This is a genomic window from Nesterenkonia alba DSM 19423, assembly GCF_000421745.1.
Lineage (GTDB): Bacteria > Actinomycetota > Actinomycetes > Actinomycetales > Micrococcaceae > Nesterenkonia > Nesterenkonia alba.
The window spans coordinates 1-22,013 of sequence record NZ_ATXP01000014.1 but is presented as its reverse complement, the minus strand read 5'-3'; the positions used below and the strand labels follow the sequence as shown (position 1 = coordinate 22,013).

The 22,013-nt window shown below is 63.7% G+C and carries 23 protein-coding genes; 17 read left to right on the top strand and 6 right to left on the bottom strand.

The annotated features are described in order from the left end of the window. Positions 1 to 10 precede the first annotated feature (10 nt). Positions 11 to 1,255, top strand: coding sequence for a pyridoxal phosphate-dependent aminotransferase (locus H578_RS0110030; RefSeq protein WP_022873554.1), 1,245 nt, complete (start codon positions 11 to 13; stop codon positions 1,253 to 1,255). 18 nt (positions 1,256 to 1,273) lie between these two features. Continuing rightward, positions 1,274 to 2,512, top strand: coding sequence for a pyridoxal phosphate-dependent aminotransferase (locus H578_RS0110025; RefSeq protein ID WP_022873553.1), 1,239 nt, complete (start codon positions 1,274 to 1,276; stop codon positions 2,510 to 2,512). A gap of 85 nt (positions 2,513 to 2,597) precedes the next feature. On the opposite strand, the gene H578_RS0110020 is transcribed toward H578_RS0110025, so the two are convergent. After that, positions 2,598 to 3,719, bottom strand: a complete 1,122-nt coding sequence (locus H578_RS0110020; RefSeq protein ID WP_028464160.1) for a 4-hydroxy-3-methylbut-2-enyl diphosphate reductase — start codon at positions 3,717 to 3,719, stop codon at positions 2,598 to 2,600. Between the two features lie 90 nt (positions 3,720 to 3,809). Then, positions 3,810 to 4,724 carry a hypothetical protein gene (locus H578_RS0110015; protein WP_022873551.1) on the bottom strand — a complete coding sequence of 305 codons (915 nt, stop codon included), beginning with the start codon at positions 4,722 to 4,724 and terminating at the stop codon, positions 3,810 to 3,812. A gap of 63 nt (positions 4,725 to 4,787) precedes the next feature. Here H578_RS0110015 and xseA point away from each other — a divergent pair, with 63 nt between their 5' ends. From xseA to H578_RS0109990, 5 genes are all read left to right on the top strand, one after another. Further along, positions 4,788 to 6,149, top strand: coding sequence for an exodeoxyribonuclease VII large subunit (xseA, locus tag H578_RS14690; protein ID WP_022873550.1), 1,362 nt, complete (start codon positions 4,788 to 4,790; stop codon positions 6,147 to 6,149). Continuing rightward, positions 6,146 to 6,457 carry an exodeoxyribonuclease VII small subunit gene (locus H578_RS0110005; protein ID WP_022873549.1) on the top strand — a complete coding sequence of 104 codons (312 nt, stop codon included), beginning with the start codon at positions 6,146 to 6,148 and terminating at the stop codon, positions 6,455 to 6,457. Before xseA ends, H578_RS0110005 begins: the two co-directional genes overlap by 4 nt. A gap of 119 nt (positions 6,458 to 6,576) precedes the next feature. After that, positions 6,577 to 7,350, top strand: a complete 774-nt coding sequence (locus H578_RS0110000; RefSeq protein ID WP_022873548.1) for a sulfite exporter TauE/SafE family protein — start codon at positions 6,577 to 6,579, stop codon at positions 7,348 to 7,350. Positions 7,351 to 7,394: 44 nt separating this feature from the next. After that, complete coding sequence (locus tag H578_RS0109995) at positions 7,395 to 8,600, top strand: MFS transporter (protein WP_022873547.1); 1,206 nt, start codon at positions 7,395 to 7,397, stop codon at positions 8,598 to 8,600. Positions 8,601 to 8,727: 127 nt separating this feature from the next. Further along, positions 8,728 to 10,416 carry an SLC13 family permease gene (locus H578_RS0109990; protein WP_245554973.1) on the top strand — a complete coding sequence of 563 codons (1,689 nt, stop codon included), beginning with the start codon at positions 8,728 to 8,730 and terminating at the stop codon, positions 10,414 to 10,416. Here H578_RS0109990 and H578_RS14685 read toward each other — a convergent pair. Beyond that, entirely contained in the window at positions 10,406 to 11,701 is a 1,296-nt protein-coding gene (locus H578_RS14685; protein ID WP_022873545.1) for a DNA recombination protein RmuC, read from the bottom strand. The two genes, H578_RS0109990 and H578_RS14685, sit on opposite strands and share 11 nt — an antisense overlap. A 115-nt stretch (positions 11,702 to 11,816) precedes the next feature. Here H578_RS14685 and H578_RS15720 point away from each other — a divergent pair, with 115 nt between their 5' ends. The 6 genes from H578_RS15720 (at position 11,817) to ychF (ending at position 17,539) form a co-directional block, all read left to right on the top strand. Further along, positions 11,817 to 12,584: a histidine phosphatase family protein gene (locus H578_RS15720; RefSeq protein WP_022873544.1), complete on the top strand. Its 768-nt coding sequence runs from the start codon at positions 11,817 to 11,819 to the stop codon at positions 12,582 to 12,584. Positions 12,585 to 12,652: 68 nt separating this feature from the next. Further along, entirely contained in the window at positions 12,653 to 13,645 is a 993-nt protein-coding gene (locus H578_RS14675; protein WP_022873543.1) for an ABC transporter ATP-binding protein, read from the top strand. Further along, positions 13,642 to 14,412 (top strand): ABC transporter, encoded by a 771-nt coding sequence (locus tag H578_RS0109970; RefSeq protein WP_022873542.1) that lies wholly within the window; start codon positions 13,642 to 13,644, stop codon positions 14,410 to 14,412. The genes H578_RS14675 and H578_RS0109970 overlap by 4 nt, the downstream gene beginning before the upstream one ends. Before the next feature lie 75 nt (positions 14,413 to 14,487). Beyond that, a complete protein-coding gene (locus H578_RS14670; RefSeq protein ID WP_022873541.1) occupies positions 14,488 to 15,669 on the top strand; it encodes a sensor histidine kinase in 1,182 nt (393 codons plus the stop codon). After that, positions 15,666 to 16,319, top strand: a complete 654-nt coding sequence (locus H578_RS0109960) for a response regulator transcription factor (RefSeq protein ID WP_051130862.1) — start codon at positions 15,666 to 15,668, stop codon at positions 16,317 to 16,319. The genes H578_RS14670 and H578_RS0109960 overlap by 4 nt, the downstream gene beginning before the upstream one ends. A 122-nt stretch (positions 16,320 to 16,441) precedes the next feature. Then, complete coding sequence (ychF, locus tag H578_RS0109955) at positions 16,442 to 17,539, top strand: redox-regulated ATPase YchF (RefSeq protein ID WP_022873539.1); 1,098 nt, start codon at positions 16,442 to 16,444, stop codon at positions 17,537 to 17,539. Between the two features lie 51 nt (positions 17,540 to 17,590). Here ychF and H578_RS14665 read toward each other — a convergent pair whose 3' ends face one another. Continuing rightward, the gene (locus H578_RS14665) at positions 17,591 to 18,184 is read right to left on the bottom strand and encodes a TetR/AcrR family transcriptional regulator (protein WP_156837296.1); all 594 of its coding nucleotides are present in this window, start codon (positions 18,182 to 18,184) and stop codon (positions 17,591 to 17,593) included. Positions 18,185 to 18,288: 104 nt separating this feature from the next. Here H578_RS14665 and H578_RS0109945 point away from each other — a divergent pair, with 104 nt between their 5' ends. The 3 genes from H578_RS0109945 (at position 18,289) to H578_RS0109935 (ending at position 21,053) form a co-directional block, all read left to right on the top strand. Beyond that, positions 18,289 to 19,071: an SDR family NAD(P)-dependent oxidoreductase gene (locus H578_RS0109945; RefSeq protein WP_022873537.1), complete on the top strand. Its 783-nt coding sequence runs from the start codon at positions 18,289 to 18,291 to the stop codon at positions 19,069 to 19,071. A gap of 90 nt (positions 19,072 to 19,161) precedes the next feature. Further along, positions 19,162 to 19,698, top strand: coding sequence for a GNAT family N-acetyltransferase (locus H578_RS0109940; protein ID WP_245554972.1), 537 nt, complete (start codon positions 19,162 to 19,164; stop codon positions 19,696 to 19,698). Positions 19,699 to 20,027: 329 nt separating this feature from the next. Beyond that, positions 20,028 to 21,053: a TIGR00730 family Rossman fold protein gene (locus tag H578_RS0109935; RefSeq protein ID WP_022873535.1), complete on the top strand. Its 1,026-nt coding sequence runs from the start codon at positions 20,028 to 20,030 to the stop codon at positions 21,051 to 21,053. A 124-nt stretch (positions 21,054 to 21,177) separates the two neighbouring features. Here the strand turns inward: H578_RS0109935 and H578_RS0109930 are convergent, their stop codons facing one another. Continuing rightward, positions 21,178 to 21,516, bottom strand: coding sequence for a HepT-like ribonuclease domain-containing protein (locus tag H578_RS0109930; protein WP_022873534.1), 339 nt, complete (start codon positions 21,514 to 21,516; stop codon positions 21,178 to 21,180). Further along, a complete protein-coding gene (locus H578_RS14660; RefSeq protein ID WP_051130860.1) occupies positions 21,513 to 21,755 on the bottom strand; it encodes a nucleotidyltransferase family protein in 243 nt (80 codons plus the stop codon). Before H578_RS14660 ends, H578_RS0109930 begins: the two co-directional genes overlap by 4 nt. A gap of 56 nt (positions 21,756 to 21,811) precedes the next feature. Between H578_RS14660 and H578_RS0109920 the strand changes: the two genes are divergently transcribed. Then, positions 21,812 to 22,013: IS3 family transposase (locus H578_RS0109920; protein ID WP_022873532.1), on the top strand; the 202-nt coding region annotated here is incomplete at its 3' end.

Genomic DNA, 22,013 nt, shown 5'->3' with positions numbered 1-22,013 from the left:
GAATCTGGATATGGAGCAGTTCGAAGACTTTGTCCAGGCGCAGAAGCTACGTAACGTCCGCTACGACGTCCGCGGTCCCATCGCCGAGGAAGCAGCCCGTCTGGAGTACGCCGGCCACCGGATCACCAAGCTGAACATCGGCAATATGGCGCCCTTCGGCTTCGAGGCTCCTGACTCCATCTTGGTCGACATGATCAAAAACCTGCCCACCGCCCAGGGCTACAGCGACTCCCAGGGGATTTACTCCGCGCGCACTGCGGTGGCCCAGTACTACCAGACCAAGGGGATGAAAGACGCCGACGTCGAAGACGTCATTCTGGGCAATGGGGTCTCCGAGCTCATCACCATCACCCTGCAGGCACTCATCAACCCCGGTGATGAGGTGCTCATCCCCTCACCGGACTATCCCCTGTGGTCGGCGATCACCGCCCTGTGCCAGGGCGTGCCGGTCCACTACATCTGCGATGAACAGAACAACTGGTGGCCGGACCCCGAGGAGATCGAATCCCGGGTCACCGATCGGACCAAGGCTCTGGTGCTCATCAACCCGAATAACCCCACCGGTGCGGTCTATCCCCGGGAGATCCTCGAGGCGATGGTCGATATCTGCCGGCGGCACAACCTGATGCTGTTGGCCGATGAGATCTACGAAAAAATCATCTACGACGACGCAGAGATGATTAACGCCTGCACGCTCTCTGATGACGTGTTCACCATTACCTATTCGGGGCTGTCGAAGACCTGGCGGGTGGCCGGGTTCCGCTCCGGGTGGATGTACATCTCCGGTCCTAAACACCGGGCGAAGAATTACTTGGAGGGGCTGACGTTGATGTCGAACCTCCGGATGTGCCCGAACGTGCCGGCGCAGCACGCTATCCAGACCGCCTTGGGCGGGTATCAGTCCATTGATGAGTTCATCCACCCCGGCGGGCGGCTCTACGAGCAGCGCACTGTGGCCTATAAGCTCCTGGCTGATATTGAAGGCGTGGAAGTCCATCAGATGGACGGTGCGATGTACCTGTTCCCGCGGCTGGACCCGGAGATCTACCCCATTGAGAACGACGAGGCTTTCGTCATTGAGCTGCTACGGCAGAAGCAGATCCTGGTCTCCCATGGGCGGGCTTTCAACTGGATCGATGACCAGCACTTCCGTTTGGTCACCTTGCCCGCCGTCGACGAGCTGGAGGAAGCGATCAACGGTATCGCCGAATTCCTCGCCGACTACCGGGACGCCTTCGCCACCGCTGGCCGGTGAGTGGGGCAGGATAGGTCCATGCAGGAATTCTCCGAGTTCGTCCAGTCCCCGAAACTGGCAGATGTTCGCTATGACGTCCGCGGTCCGATCGCCCGGGAGGCGTCCCGACTGGAGCGGGCCGGGCACCGAATCACCCGGTTGAATATTGGCAACCCCGCACCGTTTGGTTTCGAGGCGCCGGACTCCATCCTGCAGGACATGATCGCCCAGCTGCCTACCGCCCAGGGGTACTCCGACTCCCGGGGGATCTACCCCGCTCGGGTCGCAGTGGCTCAGTACTACCAGTCCAAGGGCATGGTGGAGGCCGACGTCGACGACGTCTTCCTCGGCAATGGGGTCTCCGAGCTGATTTCCATGGTGCTTCAAGCGCTGCTGGCCCCTGGTGACGAGGTGCTCATCCCCTCACCGGACTACCCACTGTGGACCGGTGCCACCAAGCTCTGTGGCGGCACCCCGGTGCATTACGTCTGCGATGAGCAGAACAATTGGTGGCCGGACCCTGAAGAGATCGAGTCCAAGGTCACCGATCGGACCAAGGCTCTGGTGCTCATCAATCCGAATAACCCCACCGGTGCGGTTTATCCCCGGGAGATCCTCGAGGCCATGGCAGATATCTGTGCCCGGCACAACCTGATGCTGCTGGCCGATGAGATCTACGAAAAGATCACCTATGACGACGCCGAAATGGTCAACGCCTGCACCCTGTCTGAGGATGTGCTCACCATTACCTTCTCCGGCCTGAGCAAGATTTGGCGGGTGGCCGGGTTCCGCTCCGGGTGGATCTACGTCTCCGGACCCAAGCATCGGGCGCGGAACTACTTAGAAGGCCTCGAGCTGCTGATGAATATGCGCATGTGCGCCAATGTTCCCGCCCAACACGGGATCCAAGCGGCTCTGGGTGGTCACCAGTCCATCGAGGACCTCGTCGCCCCCGGGGGCCGGCTTTACGAGCAGGTGCATGCAGCCCATCAGCTACTCAGCGACATCGAAGGGGTTCAGGTTCACCCAGCCCAGGGTGCGCTGTACCTCTTTCCCCGGCTGGACCCGGAGATCTACCCCATTGAGGATGACGAGCAATTCGTCATCGAGCTGCTGCGGCAGAAGCAGATCCTGGTCTCCCACGGGCGGGCCTTCAACTGGGAAGACTCCCAGCATTTCCGGCTGGTCGCGCTTCCCGCGGTGGACGAGCTCGAAGCCGCGTTGGAAGGAATCGCCGACTACCTGGCCGAGTACCGCGACGCCGTCGCCCGCGGGTAAGGCCAGCCTGCGATCACCGGAGACTTTTAGCCAGGAGAGATTCCCTCGGGGTCGTTCAGGGGTGCGCAGTTCAGTGGTGCGCCGTTCAGTCTGAGCAGGCGGTGCGTTTGCGGCCGCCGCGCCCGACGTCGTCGTGTCCGGCTTCGGCCAGGGCCTTGCGGATTTCTTTGGGGAGGGAGAAGACGATGTCCTCTTCGGCCGTGACGACTTCTTCGACGTCGTCGTAGCCGTATTCGGCCAGTAACCGCAGGACATCTTGAACGAGGACCTCCGGCACCGAGGCTCCTGAGGTGACACCAATGGTCTGCGCTTGGGTGAACCATGCCTCATCGACCTGATTGGCGAAATCGACCCGCTCGGCACGGGCGGCACCGTACTCCAGAGCGACTTCCTTCAGCCGCACGGAGTTCGAGGAGTTCGCCGAGCCCACCACAATGACCAGGTCCGCCTGCGGGGCGACCTTCTTAATGGCGGCCTGCCGGTTGGAGGTGGCGTAGCAGATGTCATCACTGGGCGGGTCCTGCAAATTGGGGAACCGCTCGCGCAGCTTATTGACCGTTTCCATCGTCTCGTCCACCGACAGGGTGGTCTGAGAGAGCCAAATCAACTTATCCGGGTCGGGGACCTCGATCTGGTCGACCTCCCACGGACCGTTGACGATGGTGGTGCGTTCGGGGGCGTGACCGAAGGTGCCCTCCACCTCCTCGTGGCCATCGTGACCGATGAGCAGGATGTGATAGTCATCCTTGGTGGTGAACCGCACTGCTTCGCGGTGGACTTTGGTCACCAGTGGACAGGTGGCGTCAATAGTCTCCAAGTTGCGGTCCGAGGCCAGCTGCTTCACCGCGGGGGAGACCCCGTGGGCTGAGAAGACCAACAGTTCGCCTTCGGGGACCTCGTCGGCCTCCTCAACGAAGATGACGCCCTTCTGCTGGAGGGTGTCGACCACGTGGCGGTTATGCACAATCTCCTTGCGGACATACACCGGGGCGCCGTGCTGCTCGAGGGCTTTCTCCACGGCGATGACCGCACGGTCCACACCGGCACAGTACCCCCGCGGCGCTGCCAACAGCACTCGCCGCGGGCCTTCGAAGGTGGAAGCGGCCGCGATCTCCTCCGGACTGCGTCGGCTACGCGGCACCTGCGGGGTCGGCACGGAGATGTGCCGGCGTCGTGCCGTGGGGGCCTCAGGAGTTGCTGTGCTCATAGCAAAAGATTCTACCGGCGGGAGCTGAACAGCCCCTCATCCGCTTCAGGGTGCGGCTCGCTGCAGCAGTCGTTATCTCCGGGCTGATGGTCAACGGCGGCGAGCAGAGGGGGTGGCCACTGCTGCCACCAGAGCTGCCAGAGCCAGGAAGCCCGCCACGCCGGTGAAGACCCACCACCCCGGCTGAGCCCATTCAGTGACCCGATGTTGGACGTGGTCCAGGATGGCCAGCGTTGCCGGATCCGCACCCGGAGGTTGTTCGAAACGGGGAGAGGCCACCGTCAGGGCGATCCACAGTCCGATCCCGGCGGCTACGGCGGCCGAGAAGCTCAGCGCCGCCCATCGGAACCTTCCCGGGCCCAGCAGTACACCGGCCAGCAGGAGAACACCCGCGGCGACGAAGAACCACACCCAGTACTGGCTTATCCCCGCCAAAGTGGCCCAGGTATAAGGATCCGCCTGCTCATCGGTGGCGGCTTCGACATCGACGACGATCTCCGGGGCCAAGACATCGAAGCTCGTCTCATCGAGGAACGGCAGCCAGCCCAGTGTCTGGGTCAGCCCCTCCCGCAAGGGTTCGGTCATCGCTTCGGTCAGTGGCGTGAGATCCAGTTCCACGTCGAGCTCCCGCGGATCTCCGCTGGACCCTTCGGCAAAGAGCGTTTCCAACTGTTCGGCGTAATCGGACCGAGTGGTCTGCAGGGTCTCATCCCAGGCGGTGCGGGTGCGGTCGGATTCCAGCACATCGGCGATCAGCCCGGTGACCAGTCCCTCGACCTGGTCACCGATGAGTCCCTGGGCCTGGGACGGTACCCGCTCAGCGAGCTCATCGACCATCATCGAGCCCACGGCCTCGGAGAAGTGTTCCTGCTCCGGGAGATCTCCGGCGATGTGCCGGATCGGTTCTTCATCCCGCAGCAGCTGGTCGATCTGGTGACCCGCCAAACCGGCAGCGGACAGCAGCGCCGCGGTGAGCAGAAACAGCAGGCTGAACAGCTGGCGCATCGGATCCTCTCCGGCGAGCTGGGCGGCTCGCCGTCTCCGGGGGAACAAGTAATCTCTAGGAGTATGGACCACAGCACCCCCCAGGCCCAAGGTTCACCTGAGGCTGAGCACGCGGCTGGTGCACCCGGTGCCCCCGGGGCACAGGGCACAGCCGCGGCTGAGCAGACCCCGCTGGCTGCGATCCCTCCCACCGCCGCCCAGACCTCCGCAGAGACTCCCTGGCCACTGAGCCACTACTTCCGCAAACTACGCGACTACCTCGACGGTGTGGACCCCACCTGGATCGAAGGTCAGCTGGTGCGGTTCAAAATGGTCAACGGGATCGCCTATATGACGCTGCGCGATCTCGAGCAGGAGATCTCCTTCAGTGCCCTGGCCTGGCGGCAGATCGCCCCGAAGCTGCAGGCCAGTGTCAACCCTGGTGCCCGAGTGGTCGCGCTGGTCAAACCCAATCTCTACGAGCGCACTGGTCAGCTGTCCTTGGTCACCCACCAGATGCGCGAAGTCGGGCTGGGGGACTTGCTAGCTCGGATCGAACAACTCAAGGCCACCTTGACCGCCGAAGGGCTCTTCGCCGAGGACCGGAAAAAGCCACTGCCGGTGCTGCCACAGCGAATCGGGGTCATTACCGGGCGGGACTCCGATGCCAAAAAGGACATCATCCGCAACGTGCGGGCCCGCTGGGCCGCTGCGGAGTTCGAGGTCATCGAAGTCTCCACCCAGGGGGAGCGGGCACCCATGGAGGTGACCGCAGCACTGGCGCACCTGGATGAGAACCCCGAGGTCGACGTCGTCGTCATCGCTCGCGGTGGCGGCTCCCTGGAAGATGTCATCCTGCCGTTCTCTGATGAGCGGCTCATCCGGGCGGTCGCCGCAGCCACAACCCCCGTGGTCTCAGCGATCGGGCACGAGGCCGACCGCCCACTGCTCGACGAGGTCGCCGATGTGCGTGCCTCGACACCGACCGGTTCAGCCAAGTTGCTCGTTCCAGAGGAGGCCGTCGAACGCGAACAGCTGAACCAGGCCCGGACTCGGATGTCCACCGGTGTGCAGCGGCTCATCGCTCAGGAGACCGAATGGGTGCAGACCCTGCGCTCCCGTCCGGCGCTGGCCCACCCCGAGGTGATGATCGAATCACGGGCCGAAGATATCGACCGGTTGCGGCGGCGTCAGCTGGTGGCTATGGACGCTCAGCTGACTCGAGCAGCTGACTGGGTGGAGCACACCCGGGCCAGGATCACGGCCCTGTCGCCGCAGTCCACCCTGGACCGCGGATACGCCGTGGTGCAGCAGAAGAGTCCCGCCGGCGGTATTGTGCGCGATGCCACCGACCTGCAGCGCGGGGCCGAAGTTGAGGTGATGGTGGCCTCCGGTGAATTCACCGCCGAGGTCACCGAGGTGCGGACAGAGAGGACAGCATCGTGAGTGAGAACACCGAGGAAAAATTCAGCAGCGCAGAGCTCGATGACATTGAGAATCTCAGCTACGAACAGGCGCGTGAGGAGCTTCTCGCGGTGGTGACCAAACTCGAAAGCGGCGGGGCCCCCTTGGAGGAATCCTTAGCGCTGTGGCAGCGCGGGGAGGCTCTTGCCGACCGGTGCGAACGGTGGCTGGACGGAGCACGGACCCGGCTTGACGAGGTCCGAAGCTCACTCAATGGTGCCGAGACCCAGCAGGCAGACCCTGACCAAGAAGCCACTGAGAGCGGAAGCACTGACCCGGGGAGTCTCTGACCTGGGGAATCCCTGACCCTGGGAATTCCTCACCTGGGAACCACTGACTTCCGGTACGTGCGGAGCATAGAACCCCGTGACGACGGGAAGCACGGACCCCGGAGGCTTACGATGAGCCCATGACCGAGACCCTCGCGCTGCTCATCATCGCAACGGCAGTGCTGATCGGCACTGTGCTGCAGCGGCTCTCCGGCACCGGAGTGGGGCTGGTGGTCGCTCCTGTGCTCTCCCTTATCCTGGGGCCGGCCTTCGGGGTGCTGCTGACGAATATGACGACTTTCGTCTCCGGGCTGTGCATCATGATCGCCGTCTGGTCAGCGATCGACTGGCGGAAGTTCTGGATCATCATTCCCCCTGCAGTGCTGGGTGCGATCCCGGGGGCCTGGCTGGTGGGTCAGCTTTCGGCCGGGTGGCTCTCCATCATCCTGGGCAGCATTGTGGTCTTCGCCCTGTTGGTGACGGTCTCGCTGCGGCGCCTGCCCGAATGGACCGGACGACTGCCTGCAGTGGCCACAGGGTTCCTCGGCGGGTTCTTCAATACGACCTCCGGGGTGGCGGCGCCAGTGATGGTCATCTACTCACGGGTTTCCCGGTGGGAACAGGTCAGCTTCGCTGCAACTCTGCAGCCGATCTTCATGACCATGGGTGCGGTCTCCGCGTTGAGCAAGCTGGCACTGGGCTCAGTGGACTCCACGCCCGTGGAGGGGCTGCCACCGGTGCCGTATTTGTTTCTGGGGATCGTCTGCTTCGTGCTGGTGGGGTTGTTCCTCGGTACGCGGCTGGCCCGCCACGTTCCGGTTTCCTGGGCTCGGAGGCTGGCGATGACACTGGCCGGGCTCGGCGGTGCCGGAGCCATCATCCGTGGAAGCCTGGAGGTAGCCGGGGTCGGGTGAACGCAACGGATCACGTTGACGGCAGCGGCGTAGGGTAGGGCAACGTGAACGACGACGTCACTGGGTCTTCTGCCACCGGGCACCTTCCCGGTACCCCCGCTTACCGGCGGTTGCTGGTGGCACTGTTTTTCATCGGAGTGGCGACTTTCGCTCAGCTCTACTCTCCGCAGGGGCTGTTGCCGCTGATCGCCACTGACTACGGGGTCACCGCCGACCGCGCTGCGCTGATGATTTCCGCGGCAACACTCGGCTTGGCCCTGGGGGTGATTCCCTGGTCGTACATCGGGGATGCCGTCGGCCGGAAACCGGCCATGGGGTGGGCGATCAGCTTGGCGTGCCTGTGTGCGGTGCTGGTGGTGCTGGTTCCCGGCTTCTGGGCTGCGATCACGTTGCGCTTCGTCGAAGGTCTCATGCTCGGCGGAGTCCCCGCCCTGGCCGTGGCCTATCTCAACGAGGAAGTCAGCCGGCGGGTGGCAGCGGTGGCGGCCGGGACCTATATCTCCGGCACCACGCTGGGTGGACTGGCTGGACGCATCCTGGCTGCACCCGTGGGGGAGCATCTGGGGTGGAAGACCGGAGTGATCGTCGTCGCCGGTCTCGCTATCCTCTGCGTTCTGCTGTTCCTGTGGCTGGCCCCGCAGGGTCGTCAGTTCACCCCCGCCCGCACAAACATCGCCGCGGGGCTGCGAGCACTGACCGGGAACCTGCGTTCGCCGGTGCTGGGGGTGCTCTACCTGCAGGGCTTCCTCACCATGGGTGGGTTCGTCGCGATGTATAACTTCCTGACCTTTCACCTGGCCGAGGAGCCCTTCGCGCTGCCCTTGTGGCTGATTTCTCTGGTCTTCCTGGCTTATCTGGCCGGTACGTTCTCCTCGCCGCGAGCTGGTCAGTTCGCCGCGCGCTTCGGCCGGCGGCCAGTACTGCTGGTCGGAAACCTCATCATGATGGCCGGAGTGGGGCTGACCCTCGTGCCGCATCTGGGCGTCATTATCGCTGGGGTGGTACTGCTGACCGGAGGGTTCTTTGCCGCCCATGCGGTGGCCTCCGGGTGGGCGGGCTCCGCTGCGGTAGCAGGCCGAGCCCAGTCGGCCTCCCTGTACAACCTCGGCTACTACGGGGGTTCATCCCTTTTCGGCTATGCCGGAGGATGGTTTCTGCACCTGGCTGGCTGGCCCGGCACAGTCGGTATGGTTTTAGGGCTCACCGCAGCGGCCACCGTGCTGGCGCTGTTGGTCCTGCCCCGAGACTGACCCGCCCAGGAGGCTGACCTGCAGCTGCTTGGAGAGAACCACCCGGTGACGCAGCGTGGCGATCATGCCGTCCCACACCGTAGACTCCAGTGACACGGACCACAGAACATCAGGAGTGTGCGAGATGATGACGCCGCCACGATCCCGGGTCACCGGGGACCACCTGAAGCAATACGACCCCCAAGAGCAGTCCCAGCGGGAAGCGGCGCAGCTTTCTGCCGGGCACCAAGCCGAGGGGTTCGAGAAACCTACGATCATCCGGCGCCTGCTCGGGCTGTTCGGCGGTGTCGCCGCCGCGCTGCTCATCTTCGCCATCATGCCCGGGGACCTGGAAGTATGGCCCCGGCTGGTGGCCGCCACCGCGGTGCTGATGGGCGTGTGGTGGATGACCGAGGCGGTGCCGATTCCGGCGACCGCGCTGCTGCCGCTGGTCATCTTCCCGGTGCTGGTGCCAGAGGATGAGTACGGCTCGGGCGATGAAGCCGCTGGGGGAGTCAGTGTTGATGACATCGGGGCCAGCTACGGCAACAACATCATCTTCATCTTTATGGGCGGGTTCATGCTTGCCCTGGCCATGCAGAGGTGGAATCTCCACCGCAGAATTGCGTTGTTGACCCTGCGGTTGATGGGGTCAAAACCCGTCTACCTCATTGCCGGGTTCATGATCGCTACCGGGTTCCTCTCCATGTGGGTCTCCAACACCGCCACCGCGGTGATGATGCTGCCCATCGGGATCTCCATCCTCATGCTGGTACGCAAGGTGGTCGCCGGGGAGGACCCCGCCACCGCCGGGACCGATGAGGACGAAGACGAGGCGAAGAAGGAGGTCATCAAGTCCAACTTCGGGACCGCGCTGATGCTCGGTATCGCCTACGCCGCCTCGGTGGGCTCGTTGGGAACGATCATCGGCACCCCGCCGAACACCCTGTTGGTGGGGCACATGGATGCCAACCACGACCTGGTCATCACCTTCGGGCAGTGGATGCTCGTCGGAGTGCCGATCTCCATCGTGATGCTTGTGGTCACCTGGTTCCTGCTCACCAAAGTGGTTTTCCGCCCCGAGATCGACGATGTCCCCGGAGGACGAGAACTCGTCCGAACGGAGTTGGACAAGCTCGGGCCCATGAGCCAGGGGGAAATCCGCACCTTGCTCATCTTCATCCTGGCCGCCTGCTCATGGGTGTTCATTCCGCTCGGTACTGACTTACTGGCCGAGGTCGGTGTGCTGGACCCCGATGCGGAGCCCTTCATCGATGACGCCGGTATCGCCATGGCCATCGCTTTGCTGCTGTTCCTATTGCCGGCTGGCGGCAAGGCGAAGAAGGGCGTCCGCCTGCTCGACTGGGAGTACGCCGTCAAATTGCCCTGGGGTGTGCTGCTGCTCTTCGGGGGAGGCCTCGCGCTCTCCGGACAGTTCGGCGCTTCGGGACTCTCCGACTGGTTGGGCACCCAAGTCGAAGGACTCGCCGGTATCCCGGTCTGGGTCCTGGTGCTCATCGCTGCCGCGGGTGTGTTGCTGCTGACGGAGATGACCTCGAACACCGCCACGGCGGCGACATTCCTCCCGGTGGCCTCCGGTGTCGCGATGGGAACCGGCGTCGATCCGCTAGTGCTGGCCGCCCCCGTGGCCCTGGCCGCGACCTGCGCCTTCATGCTGCCGGTGGCCACTCCGCCCAACGCCATTGCTTATGGGTCGGGCTATGTGACGATCGGGCAGATGGTCAAAGGCGGGCTGTGGTTGAACATCATCGGGGTTGTCATCATCACCCTTGTGTCGATGACAATCCTGTTGTGGGTCTTCGACCTCACGCTCTAGCCCCTCCATCGGGTTCCTGATCGGACGCAGTGGTGGGTCCATCGAGGCTCTCACCGGAGCTTTCTGCCTGCTCGGACCCCTCACTTTCGGGCTCGCCGGTCTGCTGGGCGCCCACGGTCAACCGCGGCCCCAGCGGGCTGAGTTCTAGCTCCACCGCGGAGGATTCAACCCCACGGCTCAGGGCATCCAGGTGGTCGCCAGAGCCTTCGGAGCTTTCTGTGACCTGTAGACGGCTCATCGTCTCCACTTTGGGCAACACCTGCCGCTCAAGATTGCCCAGTAACCCGTTGTAGGCATCCACGGTCTGCCGCAGCCGCTGCCCGGTGCGCTGAAGATGCTCTCCCATCCGCGCCAGCCGGCGGTACAGATCCCGGGAGTGGTCGATCAGCTGGGCGGCATTGGCCATGAGGTGCTCTTGGCGCCAGGCGGCCTCCACGGCTTTTAACGCCGCCAGCAGAGAAGCAGGTGAGACAACGGTCACTCCGCGGGAGACGGCGTCGTCGAGCAGGCCAGCGTCAGCCTCCAGTGCCGCGCCCAGTAGTGATTCAGCCGGCAGAAAGCAGAACACCACCTCTGGTGAGCGCTCCACCGCCTGCCAGTACTTTCGCTGAGACAGTTCATGAATCCGGGCCCGCAGCGCCCGGGCCTGCCCGGCTGGATCCTCCGGGTGTAGCGGGGCTTTAGCGTCGATGACCAGGTGCCGACCGCCCGGCAACCGGACCACCAGATCCGGACGCAGCGACTGCCCCTCCGCACCGGTGGCCGAGTGCTGCTCGAGGAAATCCACATGCGGCAACATGCCCGCGGCCTCCACCACCCGGCGCAGCTGCACCTCACCCCAGTGCCCCCGCGCCGAGGTCGAGTGCAGAGCCGAAAGCAGCTGGTGGGTGGTCTCCATCAGGTGGGCGTCAGTGCGGGCCGCTGCCGTTAATTGTTCAGCCAACTGGGAGTGCTCAGCCGCCCGGTGCCGCTCCATCTCCGCGACCCGCCGTTGGACCTCCGTGACCCCCTGCCGGACCGGATGCAGCAGCTCCAGGAGAGATTCCCGTTCAGCCTCCGCCTCCGCACGCAGACTGCGTTCCCGGTCCACCTCCTCCAACCGACCCCGGGCGGCGGCTAACTGCTGTTCACTGGCGCTGAGCTGATCCTGCAGGCTGCGGACCTGGTCCATTCGGTCGCGCAGCAGAAACCACAGCAGCCCGGCCCCGAGCACACCTCCGAGCACCAGCCCGGTCACTAATTGCATCCACTCCATGGCGTCTACTGTGCCAGCCACCGGTGACATAGCCGGTGACCTCCTCACCTGAAGAACTCATGCGGTGCGGATAGGGTAGTCAGGCGGCGGAGTCGACGTCGTAGGTTGAAGACACCATTGATGAGGCACGTGATAAGGAGCGGGCATGATCCGGGTTCTGCTGGTCAGACATGGGGAAACGCAGTGGAATGCCGAAGGGCGGATGCAGGGGCGCACGGACATCCCACTCTCTGAGGCCGGGCTCACCCAATCGACCCTTGCCGGTGGGCTCATCCGCGGCCAGAACCCCACCCAGGGACACGTGTCCACCCTGCAACGCACTCACCAGACATTTGAAGCCTTTGAGCTGGGCTTCGCCCCCAGTATCTGGGACGAACTCTGTGAGATGGGGTTCGGTGAATGGGAAGGCCGCCGCGGCGCCGAACTACGCGATGAGCAGCCCGAGCTGTTCACCGCCATGCGCAGCGGCCAGTACACACCCCCCGGAGGAGAGACCAACGAGGAGGTCACCGAGCGGATGCGGCGGGCCTTCTTCGCCGCTGTTCGCGCCACCGCCGAGACCACACCCACTCCTTCGGTTGACCTGGGCTTCGAGGTTCGCACCACGGTGCTGGTCTCCCACGGCAGTTCGCTGCGACTGCTGCTGCGCTCCCTGGGGCTGGTCCAGCCCCACTGGTGGGTGCCACTGACGAACGCCTCCACCACTTTCGTCGACATCCGGCTGCACACCGGACCGGTCTCATCCACCCTGCCCAAGGCCGGTCTGGGAGATGACCTCAGTGCAGAGGACGAGGCCCAGATCATCCGCATCCTGAGTGACCAACAGATCCAGAACAGCGCCCGGCTGAGACTATTCAACCTCTCCCCGGAGCTGCTCAACCCCGAGGAAGCGCCCGGACCCACCATCCGATGACAAACGTCATGCTCAACTCATGACACCTGCTCTACGCGTCCTGCCAGCGTCGGCGGCACCGTGGAGACATGACCACAGACGCAAACTCACCAGACACAAACTCAACAGAAGCGATCACCCTCGATGAGGTCGTCCGTTCCTTTCCCGACGGCAGCGGCGGGAGATTCCGTGCGGTCGACTCTGTGAGCCTGAGCTTCGCCCGCGGTGAGGTCACCGCCCTCCTAGGTCCCAACGGGGCCGGTAAGACCACCCTCATCGACATGATGCTGGGGCTGAACCACCCCGAATCCGGCTCCGTGACCGTGCTGGGTGGATCACCGAAGAAAGCCGCCCAACGCGGGCGCATCGGCGCCCTGCTGCAAACCGGCGGGCTGCTACCTGATCTCACGGTCAAGGAGACCGTACAGATCATCGCGGCCCTGCACGTTGACCCGCTGCCGGTAGGTGAGGTCCTCGCCACCGCCGGGTTGACCGAGATCGCCTCCCGCACCGTCGGCAAATGCTCCGGGGGACAGCAGCAGCGGCTGAAGTTCGCCCTGGCATTGCTGCCCAGCCCGGAGATCATCGTGCTTGATGAACCCACCGCTGGGATGGACGTCTCCGCCCGGCACGAATTCTGGGACCGGATGCGGATCACCGCCGATGCGGGCACCACGGTCCTGTTCGCCACCCACTACCTGGAAGAAGCCGAACAGTTCGCCCGGCGCACAGTACTGATGCATCACGGGAGGATCATCGCCGACGGTCCCACGGATGAGGTGCGCCAGCAGGCAGGGGCCGCCCATGTGCGAGTGAGCTGGTCGCCGTCGTCGGCTGATCTTCACGCAGTGCCCCATGTGATCTCCCACGAAATCCACGGCTCCACGGTCACCTTCCGCACTGACGACGCCGATGCGCTGGCCCGCTACCTGCTCACCGCCACCGAAGCCCACGGCATCACCGTGCGCCCGGCCACCCTCGAAGAGGCATTCATGCAGTTGACCGCCCAGGCCACAGACCCCGCGCCGCCTGAACCCAGCCAGTACGCGGCACCCGAGACCACACAGGAGGCCACCCGATGAGCCTGACCACCTACATCCTCATGGACTTCTGGCGGAATCTACGGAACTTCGCCAATTCCTTCTTCATCATCGTGCTGCCTACTGTGTTGTTTCTCATCTTCGGGGTCAGCACCGAATGGAACGCCTTCGAGCTACCCGGTGGTACCGGGAATGTCAGTGCCCACACACTGGTGGGGATCGCGGTCTACGGGGCCGCCACAGCCACCACATCGCTGGCCGGTTCCGCTGCGGTGGAACTACAGCAAGGGTGGGGCCGGCAGCTGGCCCTGACCGCTATGCCGCATGGGATGTTCGTACTGGCCAAATCCATCATTGCACTGACCATGGCCGCACTACCGGTGCTGCTCATCAACCTGGTGGGGCTGTTGACCGCCACCGAGATGGACCCTGGCCGTTGGGTGGGTACCGCCGTGCTCACCGTGGCGGCTTCACTGCCGTTTGCGCTCTACGGACTGCTGGCCGGGCTGGCGTTCCGCTCCGACGCAGCCGTGGGGGCAGCCTCCGGGGTACTGGTCATCTTGGGCTTCCTCGGCAATAACTTCTTCCCTCTGGAAGGACTGCTGTTGGATATCGGCCGCTTTACCCCGATGTATGGGGTCACCGCTATTGCGCGCTACCCGTTGACCGAAGGTGAGCTGCTCACCGCCGGAGACGCCACTCAGGGCGCCGACCCGCTGTGGATGCTGCTGCTCAACGTCGCAGTGTGGACGGTCGTCTTCGCCGTCGGTTGCATCCTGCTACAGCGGCGCGCCACCGCCCGACGCTGAACGAGCCAGGGCAGGGACTGGCACTGGCGGGAAGCAGGCAGTCTCTAGACGGCCCTGCGTGGAAGGATAAGACACATGAGCACGACGACGCCGCACAGCACAGAGGCAGAACCCCCCGATGCCTCTGACGCCGGTGGTACACCAGGTGATGCCGAGCCGACCACCCGGACTCAGCACATCGCCGGCTTCCTCTACGCCGGAGTCTGGATCGTGTTTCTGGCCGTGCCGGTCATCGCCATCTACTACAGTCAAGCGGCGATCGGGTGGCGGGTCCTGGCGGGCATATCTGTAGTGCTCTTCGCGGTGCTCTACCTGTGGAGCGCCTGGCGGTGGTTTACTGAGGAGCCCACCTCCGCGCCCAGCTGGTCCCACCTCTGGGCCAGTCAGCTGGTGCTGGGACTCATCGCGGCGGTCAGCATGCCGGCGATCGGGCCCTGGGTGGTGGCCTTCACCCCCTATCTGGCCGCACTCATCATCTACACCCGATCGCCCCGGGTGGGGATCCCCATCGGGGTGCTCATCTGGGCGGTACCCAGCCTGTTGGCGCTGATATGGGCAGACTTCGACCCGCTGTGGATCGCCGCAGGGCCGGGTATCGGCATGGGGTTCATCGTGGCGATGCGCCTCACCGAGTACTACGAGGACCGGGACCGCCGCCGGGCAGAGACGCTCCGGGCCGCTGAGGACCGGGACCGCATCGCCCGGGACGTGCACGATGTGTTGGGGCACTCACTGACGGTGCTGTCCATCAAAGCGCAGCTGGCACGCCGACTCATGGAGGCTGAACCGGACCGGGCACGGGCCGAACTTGATGACATCGAACGAATCTCCCGCGAGTCCCTGACTCAGGTGCGTTCGACTGTTTCCCGGCTGAAAGCCCCTCAGCTGCCCGGCGAACTCGACGTGGCCCGCTCCACCCTGGCCTCGGCCGGTATCCAGGCGGAGATCCACAGAGAACTCGGTGACACTGACCGCGACAGCCACCGGCTGCTTGCCTGGGTGCTGCGGGAAGCGGTCACTAATGTGGTCCGCCACTCGGAGGCTTCCCGCTGCGCGATCACCGTCACCCCGAACCGGCTCCAGGTGGCCGACGACGGCCTGGGGCTCGGCACCTCGCGGGAAGGCAACGGGTTGCGCGGTGTGCGCGAACGGGCCCAGCGCAACGGGGCACGCGTGGTGCTGGGGCGGGCCTTCCCTGAGCTGGAGGGCACCTCGGCTGAGCGTCCCGGCACTCGAGTGGAGGTGGCATTGTCATGACAGTGGGTACTGCAAGACCTGAGGGCGCTGTGGCTGCCGACCGGCGGATCAGACTGCTGCTCGCCGATGACCAGGATCTGGTGCGCGGTGGGCTTTCGGCACTGCTGAACCTGGAACCGGACGTGGAGGTGGTTGCTGAAGTCGGGCGCGGTGACCAGGTGTACGACGCCGTCGAAAAGCACCGCCCCGACGTCGCGCTCATTGATATCGAGATGCCCGGCATCGACGGGATCGAGGCGATCCGCCAGCTCACCGAGGCCGGGCTTGCAGTGCGGTGCCTGATTGTCACCACTTTTGGTCGACCAGGGTACTTGCGCCGAGCCATGGATGCGGGGGCTGCCGGCTTTGTGGTGAAAGACACTCCCGCCCAGCAGTTAGCCGATATGGTGCGTCGGGTCGCTGCCGGTTACCGGGTGGTGGATCCGGCTCTGGCCGCGGAATCCCTGGCCGGTGGGGTGAACCCGCTGACCACACGGGAACAGCAGGTGCTACAAGCTGCGGCCGATGGTGGCTCTGTGAAGTCGATTGCCGCGCGCCTGCACTTATCGGCCGGGACCGTGCGGAACCATCTCAGTGCAGCGATCGGTAAGACGGGGGCGGAGAACCGGCACGACGCCGCCCGCACGGCTGCCGAGAACGGCTGGCTCTGACACCCACCACCATTCCTGCATAACCCTATGAACGCTGCATATGGTTATCACGTGCTGCAGAGTTCATAGGGTCATGCAGAACCGGAGAGACCGGAGTCAACGTCACGGTAGGCTGTATCCCCGTGGCACTGACTATCGGAATCGTGGGACTGCCCAATGTGGGCAAGTCGACCCTCTTCAACGCACTGACCCGGCAGACGATCCTCGCGGCGAATTATCCTTTCGCCACCATCGAACCGAATGTGGGGATCGTCAACCTCCCCGATGAGCGGTTGGAGAAGCTCGCTGAGATTTTCGGCAGCCAGAAGATCATCCCCGCCACAGTGTCTTTTGTGGACATCGCGGGCATCGTCAAGGGCGCCTCGGAGGGGGAGGGGCTGGGTAACCAGTTCCTGGCGAATATCCGTGAGGCTGACGCCATCGCCCAGGTGGTGCGGGTGTTCGAGGATGAGAATGTCACCCATGTGGATGGCAAGGTGGATCCGACCTCCGATATGGAGACCATCAACACCGAGCTGGTCCTGGCGGATATGCAGACCCTGGAGAATGCGATCCCCAAACTGGAGAAGCAAGTCGCCGGTAAGAAGGCAGAGAAGGCCACGCTGGATGCTTACGTGGCAGCCAAAGAGGTGCTCGACGACGGGCGTACTGTCTTCTCTGCCCAGGACAGCCTGGACATGGAGCAGCTGGGGCAACTGAACCTGCTCACCGCTAAACCGCAGATCTACGTGTTCAACGCCGACGACGCCGTCTTGGGTTCGGCACAGAAGCAGGCTGAGTTGGCGCAGTTAGTGGCACCGGCGCAGGCGGTGTTCCTCGACGCGAAGCTAGAGGCGGATCTGGTGGAACTCGACGAGGAGGAAGCTCGCGAGATGCTCGAGCTCAACGGGCAGGAGGAATCCGGCCTGGATCAGTTGGCCCGCACCGGCTTCGACACCCTGGGGTTGCAGACCTACTTGACGGCGGGGCCAAAGGAGGCACGGGCGTGGACCATCCGCAAGGGCGCTACGGCACCTGAGGCGGCAGGTGTGATTCATACGGATTTCCAGCGCGGCTTCATTAAGGCTGAGGTGGTCAGTTTTGAGGATCTGGTGGAGGCCGGTTCCATGAACGAGGCCAAAGCCGCCGGAAAGGTCCGTTTAGAAGGCAAGGATTACATCATGCGCGACGGCGACGTCGTCGAGTTCAAAAGCGGGCTCACCTCGGGCGGGCGCAAGTAGCTTCAGCGGATGAGGGCAGGGGTGTCGGTTCAGGTTTCGGCAGACCCTGAGTTAGTCGCCGGGCCGCTGGGTGAGGCCTCGCGCCCACGCTTTCGCGGCCGATGCGGCAAGCTCGCCGATCTGGACTTCAGGAAGTACATGCTGCACATTGCCTCCGATGGACAGCGTGGCGAGTCCGTGGGCCAACGACCATAGCTCCGCGGCCCGTTGGGTCGCCTGTGCGCGGGGGAGATGCCGGGCCATCCTGACATTGAGCTGGTCCTGAATCCGGAATGTCTGCTGCAGCAGATCCTCATGCTGCGTCTTATCGAGCCCATGGGCGAACATCACCTCGAACCGAGCGGGATCCTCGTGGGCGAAGCGTAGGTACGCGGTGGTGATCTGCGCTGCCGTATGGGGGAGTGTTTCGAGGGCCTGCAGCTCAGCGAGCTGCTCCTCCAATTCGAGAAAGCCCTCCAAGGCTGTAGCAGCGAGTAGGGCGTCTCGGTCTGCGAAGTGTCGGTATGGGGCGGAGGAAGAGACTCCCACCTGCCGTGCCGCTTCTGAGACGCTGAAGCCGCGCGCCCCGCGCTGGCGGACAAGTTCCCGGGTCGCGGCCAGCAGCGCATTGCGTAAATCACCGTGGTGATATCCGCGTTCAGGCATGGTGAGCACCTCCAATGTTGCAGCCTCTCACACTCCTGGCGTAGGTTGATGTGTAAACCTCTCACATTGAGAGGCCTGTGAGCTTCACATGTGAGGGAGATGCAATGGAATACAAGGGAACGACCGCCCTGGTGACCGGGGCGAGTTCAGGTATCGGGGCAGAGTTCGCGCGGCGTCTGGGTGAGATGGGTGCCGATGTGGTGATTGTGGCGCGGCGTGCTGATGCTCTGGAGTCCGTGGCCGAGGACATTCGTGCAACCACCGGCAGCCAGGTGCATATCGTCTCCCTCGACCTCTCGGCCGAACGTGCCGGCTATGTGCTGGCGACCCAGCTCGCTGAGGCAGGCATCGTGATCGACACCGTCATCAACTGTGCCGGTGTGGGGGTGACCCGAAGTTTCAGCAACTCGACCGAAGGTGAGATTCGGCGGCAGTTGAACGTCAACCTCCACGCCACGGTTGATGTCTCTCATGCGTTTCTTCCTCAACTTGTGGAATCTGGCCGAGGTGCCCTCGTCAACGTGGCGAGTTTGACGGCCTATATGCCCGTGCCGGGAATGGCCGTCTACGCGGCGTCGAAGGCATTTGTTGTTCGCTTGACCGAGGCGTTGGCCCATGAGGTGCGCGCAACGAGTGTGACCGTTCTCGCGGTGTCGCCAGGGCCCACCGCCACGGAGTTCTACAGCATCTCCGGTACCAGTGAGAGGGGAGTTCGGTTCCAGACCCCTGCGGAGGTGGTCAGCACCACCCTGCGTGCGCTGGAGCAGAACAGCCCGCCGAGCAGCATCATTTCTGGCAGGTTCAACCGGTGGATCCGGCGGCTTGCGGGAGTACTGCCGACCTCCACTGTGCTCAGGCTGATGGAGACTCGGCCGGCCCCGTCATAGGTGAATGTCTGGATGTTTCCACTGAGCCCGGCAACGCAGCCGTGGCCAACACCGGCGAGAGGGATAGAGGCGCCGGGTAGGCTTGAGGGCGTGCAGTTGGATGACCTACGGCTCGATATGCCGACTCTCGACGATGTGCCTGCCATCTTCGACATCTACAGCGATCCCCGAGTGTGGACTCATCTTCCCTCCGGTCGCCATACCGAGAGGGAAAGGACTGAAGTGATGGTGCAGGCGTGGATTGACGGGTGGGAGCGAGACGGGCTCTCCTCGTGGATCGTGCGCGATGCTGACTCTGGAGTTGTGCTGGGGAATGCTGGATGTTGGGTCAAGCGGGATGTTTTCTGGAATCTGGGGTATCGGCTTGCCTACGATGCACAGGGCCGAGGCATCGCGAGCAGAGTCTCCGGGCATGCCGTGAAAGAAGCTCGTGTGGTCCGCCCCGAGTTACCGGTCGTGGCGATACTGCTTGAGCACAATAAGGCTTCGGCTCGTGTTGCGGAGAAGGTTGGTCTCACTGTCCAGCACCGTGGTCCCGATGCTGGAAACCCCGACCCGGAGGCCATCCGGCTAGTTGCTGCTGACAGGCCATTATCGGAGTCGCAGGTCCACGCTGCTTCGAGTTGAGGCTGGGGCACATCACCGAAGCCGGTCGAGCTCTAAGCCGGGCCGTCTAAGAGAGACGTGACGTGATGGTGATGAACTGCCGTTCGACGGCACTGGCCACCAACGCATTTTCTCGGTAGGTCGGGATCGATGACCGGTGTCATGCTTCCGTTCTACCGAGCGGCGACACCAGCCGATGCAGCTTCCCATTCGGAGAGGCCGGAGCGCGGCACTGAAATCGGTCGAGTTCAAAAGCGGAATAACCTCTGGGCGGCGCTGACTGCCTACGCAGGATTGGGCAGTCTCGATTGTTCCGGGTAGCAGCCGTGGGCTTGTGTGAGGATAGTGGGATGCATTTGTCGCGTATCTGTGTCTTTGCCGGTTCCAGTCCTGGAGCAGATCCCCTGTATGCCCAGGCAGCGGTTGAACTGGGCCGGACGCTGGCGCAACGTGGTGTCGGCGTGGTCTACGGCGGCGGAAAAGTGGGGCTGATGGGCGCTGTTGCTGACGCTGCACTGGAAGCCGGTGGAGAAGTCATTGGAGTGCTCCCCGAAGCTCTGGACCGAGTCGAGGTTGGACACCGCGGGCTTACGGAGCTGCATGTGGTCAGTTCCATGCATGAGCGCAAGGCGATGATGGCGGAGCTTGCTGACGCGTTCATTGCGCTGCCTGGTGGGTTGGGCACTTTCGAAGAGGTGCTGGAGGTCTCCACCTGGACCCAGCTGGGAATCCACGCCAAGCCGGTAGGCCTGCTCTCTGCCGGTGGGTTCTATGACGACCTTGATCGACTCCTTGACCATGCGGTACGGGAGCGGTTCTTGCGCGTCGAGCACCGCCAGCAGCTGCTGATCGGCAACCAGATCGACCAGTTGCTGAAAGAGCTGAGCCTATGGCAGCCGGCCACGGTGGGTAAGTGGCAGGATGCTGCAGAGCGTGATGTGACCCTTGCGCCGCGCGGACCTCTGCTGGGGACAAGCAGTGTCGTCGTACGTGAGGGCAAGGTTCTACTGGGGTGTCGTCGTAGTTCTCACGGAGACGGTGAATGGTCGTTCCCCGGAGGTAAAGTTGACCCCGGAGAGGAACCGGCGGAGGCGGCAGGCAGGGAGCTGACCGAGGAGACCGGCCTGATTCCGGCGAGGGTCACTCCCATCACCTGGACCCATGATCTTTTCGCGGATCGGGGTCTGCACTATGTGACCTTGCATCATCTTGTGGAGGCCACCGGTGAGCCCGTCACCCAGGAGCCGGAGAAGATCGCAGAATGGGGATGGTTCCCATGGGATAGCTTGCCTGACCCCCTCTTCCCACCGGTGGCGGAGCTGCTGAAAACAGGGTGGCGCCCCCCCTCACGCGAAGGAAGTTCTCGACGCGCCTAGCTGAGACGCAGATGGACGACGTGCCCATCGCCCAAGAAACCGGTCCGCGGTGACCTAAAACCGGTGGAGTTCAGAAGCGGAATAACCTCTGGACGGCGCTGACTGCCTAGGCAGGCTTGGGCAGCTAAGGAGCGAGGTGCTGGCGCAGGGCTGACTCCACAGCTGGCAGGTGGGAGGCCACCACGTCTTCCACCACAGCTAGGTCAACGCCGACGTACTCGTGGACCAGGATATTGCGGAACCCGCGAATCTGAGGCCAGGGGATCTCAGGGTGAGCATCGGTAATCTCGTTGGGAAGGTGGTTTGCGGCCTCCCCGATGATCTGGAGATTCCTCTCGATGGCGTCTTCCGCCATCTCTGCCAGGACGCCTTGATCGGCGTCGTCGACGTGAGCGGCGTACCTCCGACAGCGCTCAATCGCATCCAAGATGTCGGCGATGCGCTGTTGGGCGTCTCGGCTCACAGGGCGACTGACTCCTTGGAGGCAGCCTCGGAGATCGGCCGTTTGAGCAGTTGGACGGGGAACACGTCGATGTCCTCATGTCCGAAGAGTGCCCGGGTTTCCTCTAGGAGCCCTGAGGCACGCATCAGAAGATTTCCATCCTCCGGGTCCATCTCCACCAGGATGTCGATGTCGCTGTTTTGGTGAGCGGTGCCTCGTGCTACCGATCCGAATGGAGTGACCCCTTGATTTCGGTCCAGTAGTTATGTGAGTTGCACTGGCGCCCGCTCTTGGCGGGAGGAAGACTGGTGTAACCATGACAGCGAAGAGGAAGCGGCACTCCCCGGAGCAGATCATCCGCAAGCTCGGTGAGGCTGAGAAGATGCTGGCCCAAGGCCATGATGTCGCCGCGGTTGCCCGGGAACTCGGAGTTACTGAGGGCACCTACTACCGGTGGAAGAACCAATACGGCGGGCTCAAGGCCGAGGACGCCAAGCGACTCAAAGAGCTCCAGAAGC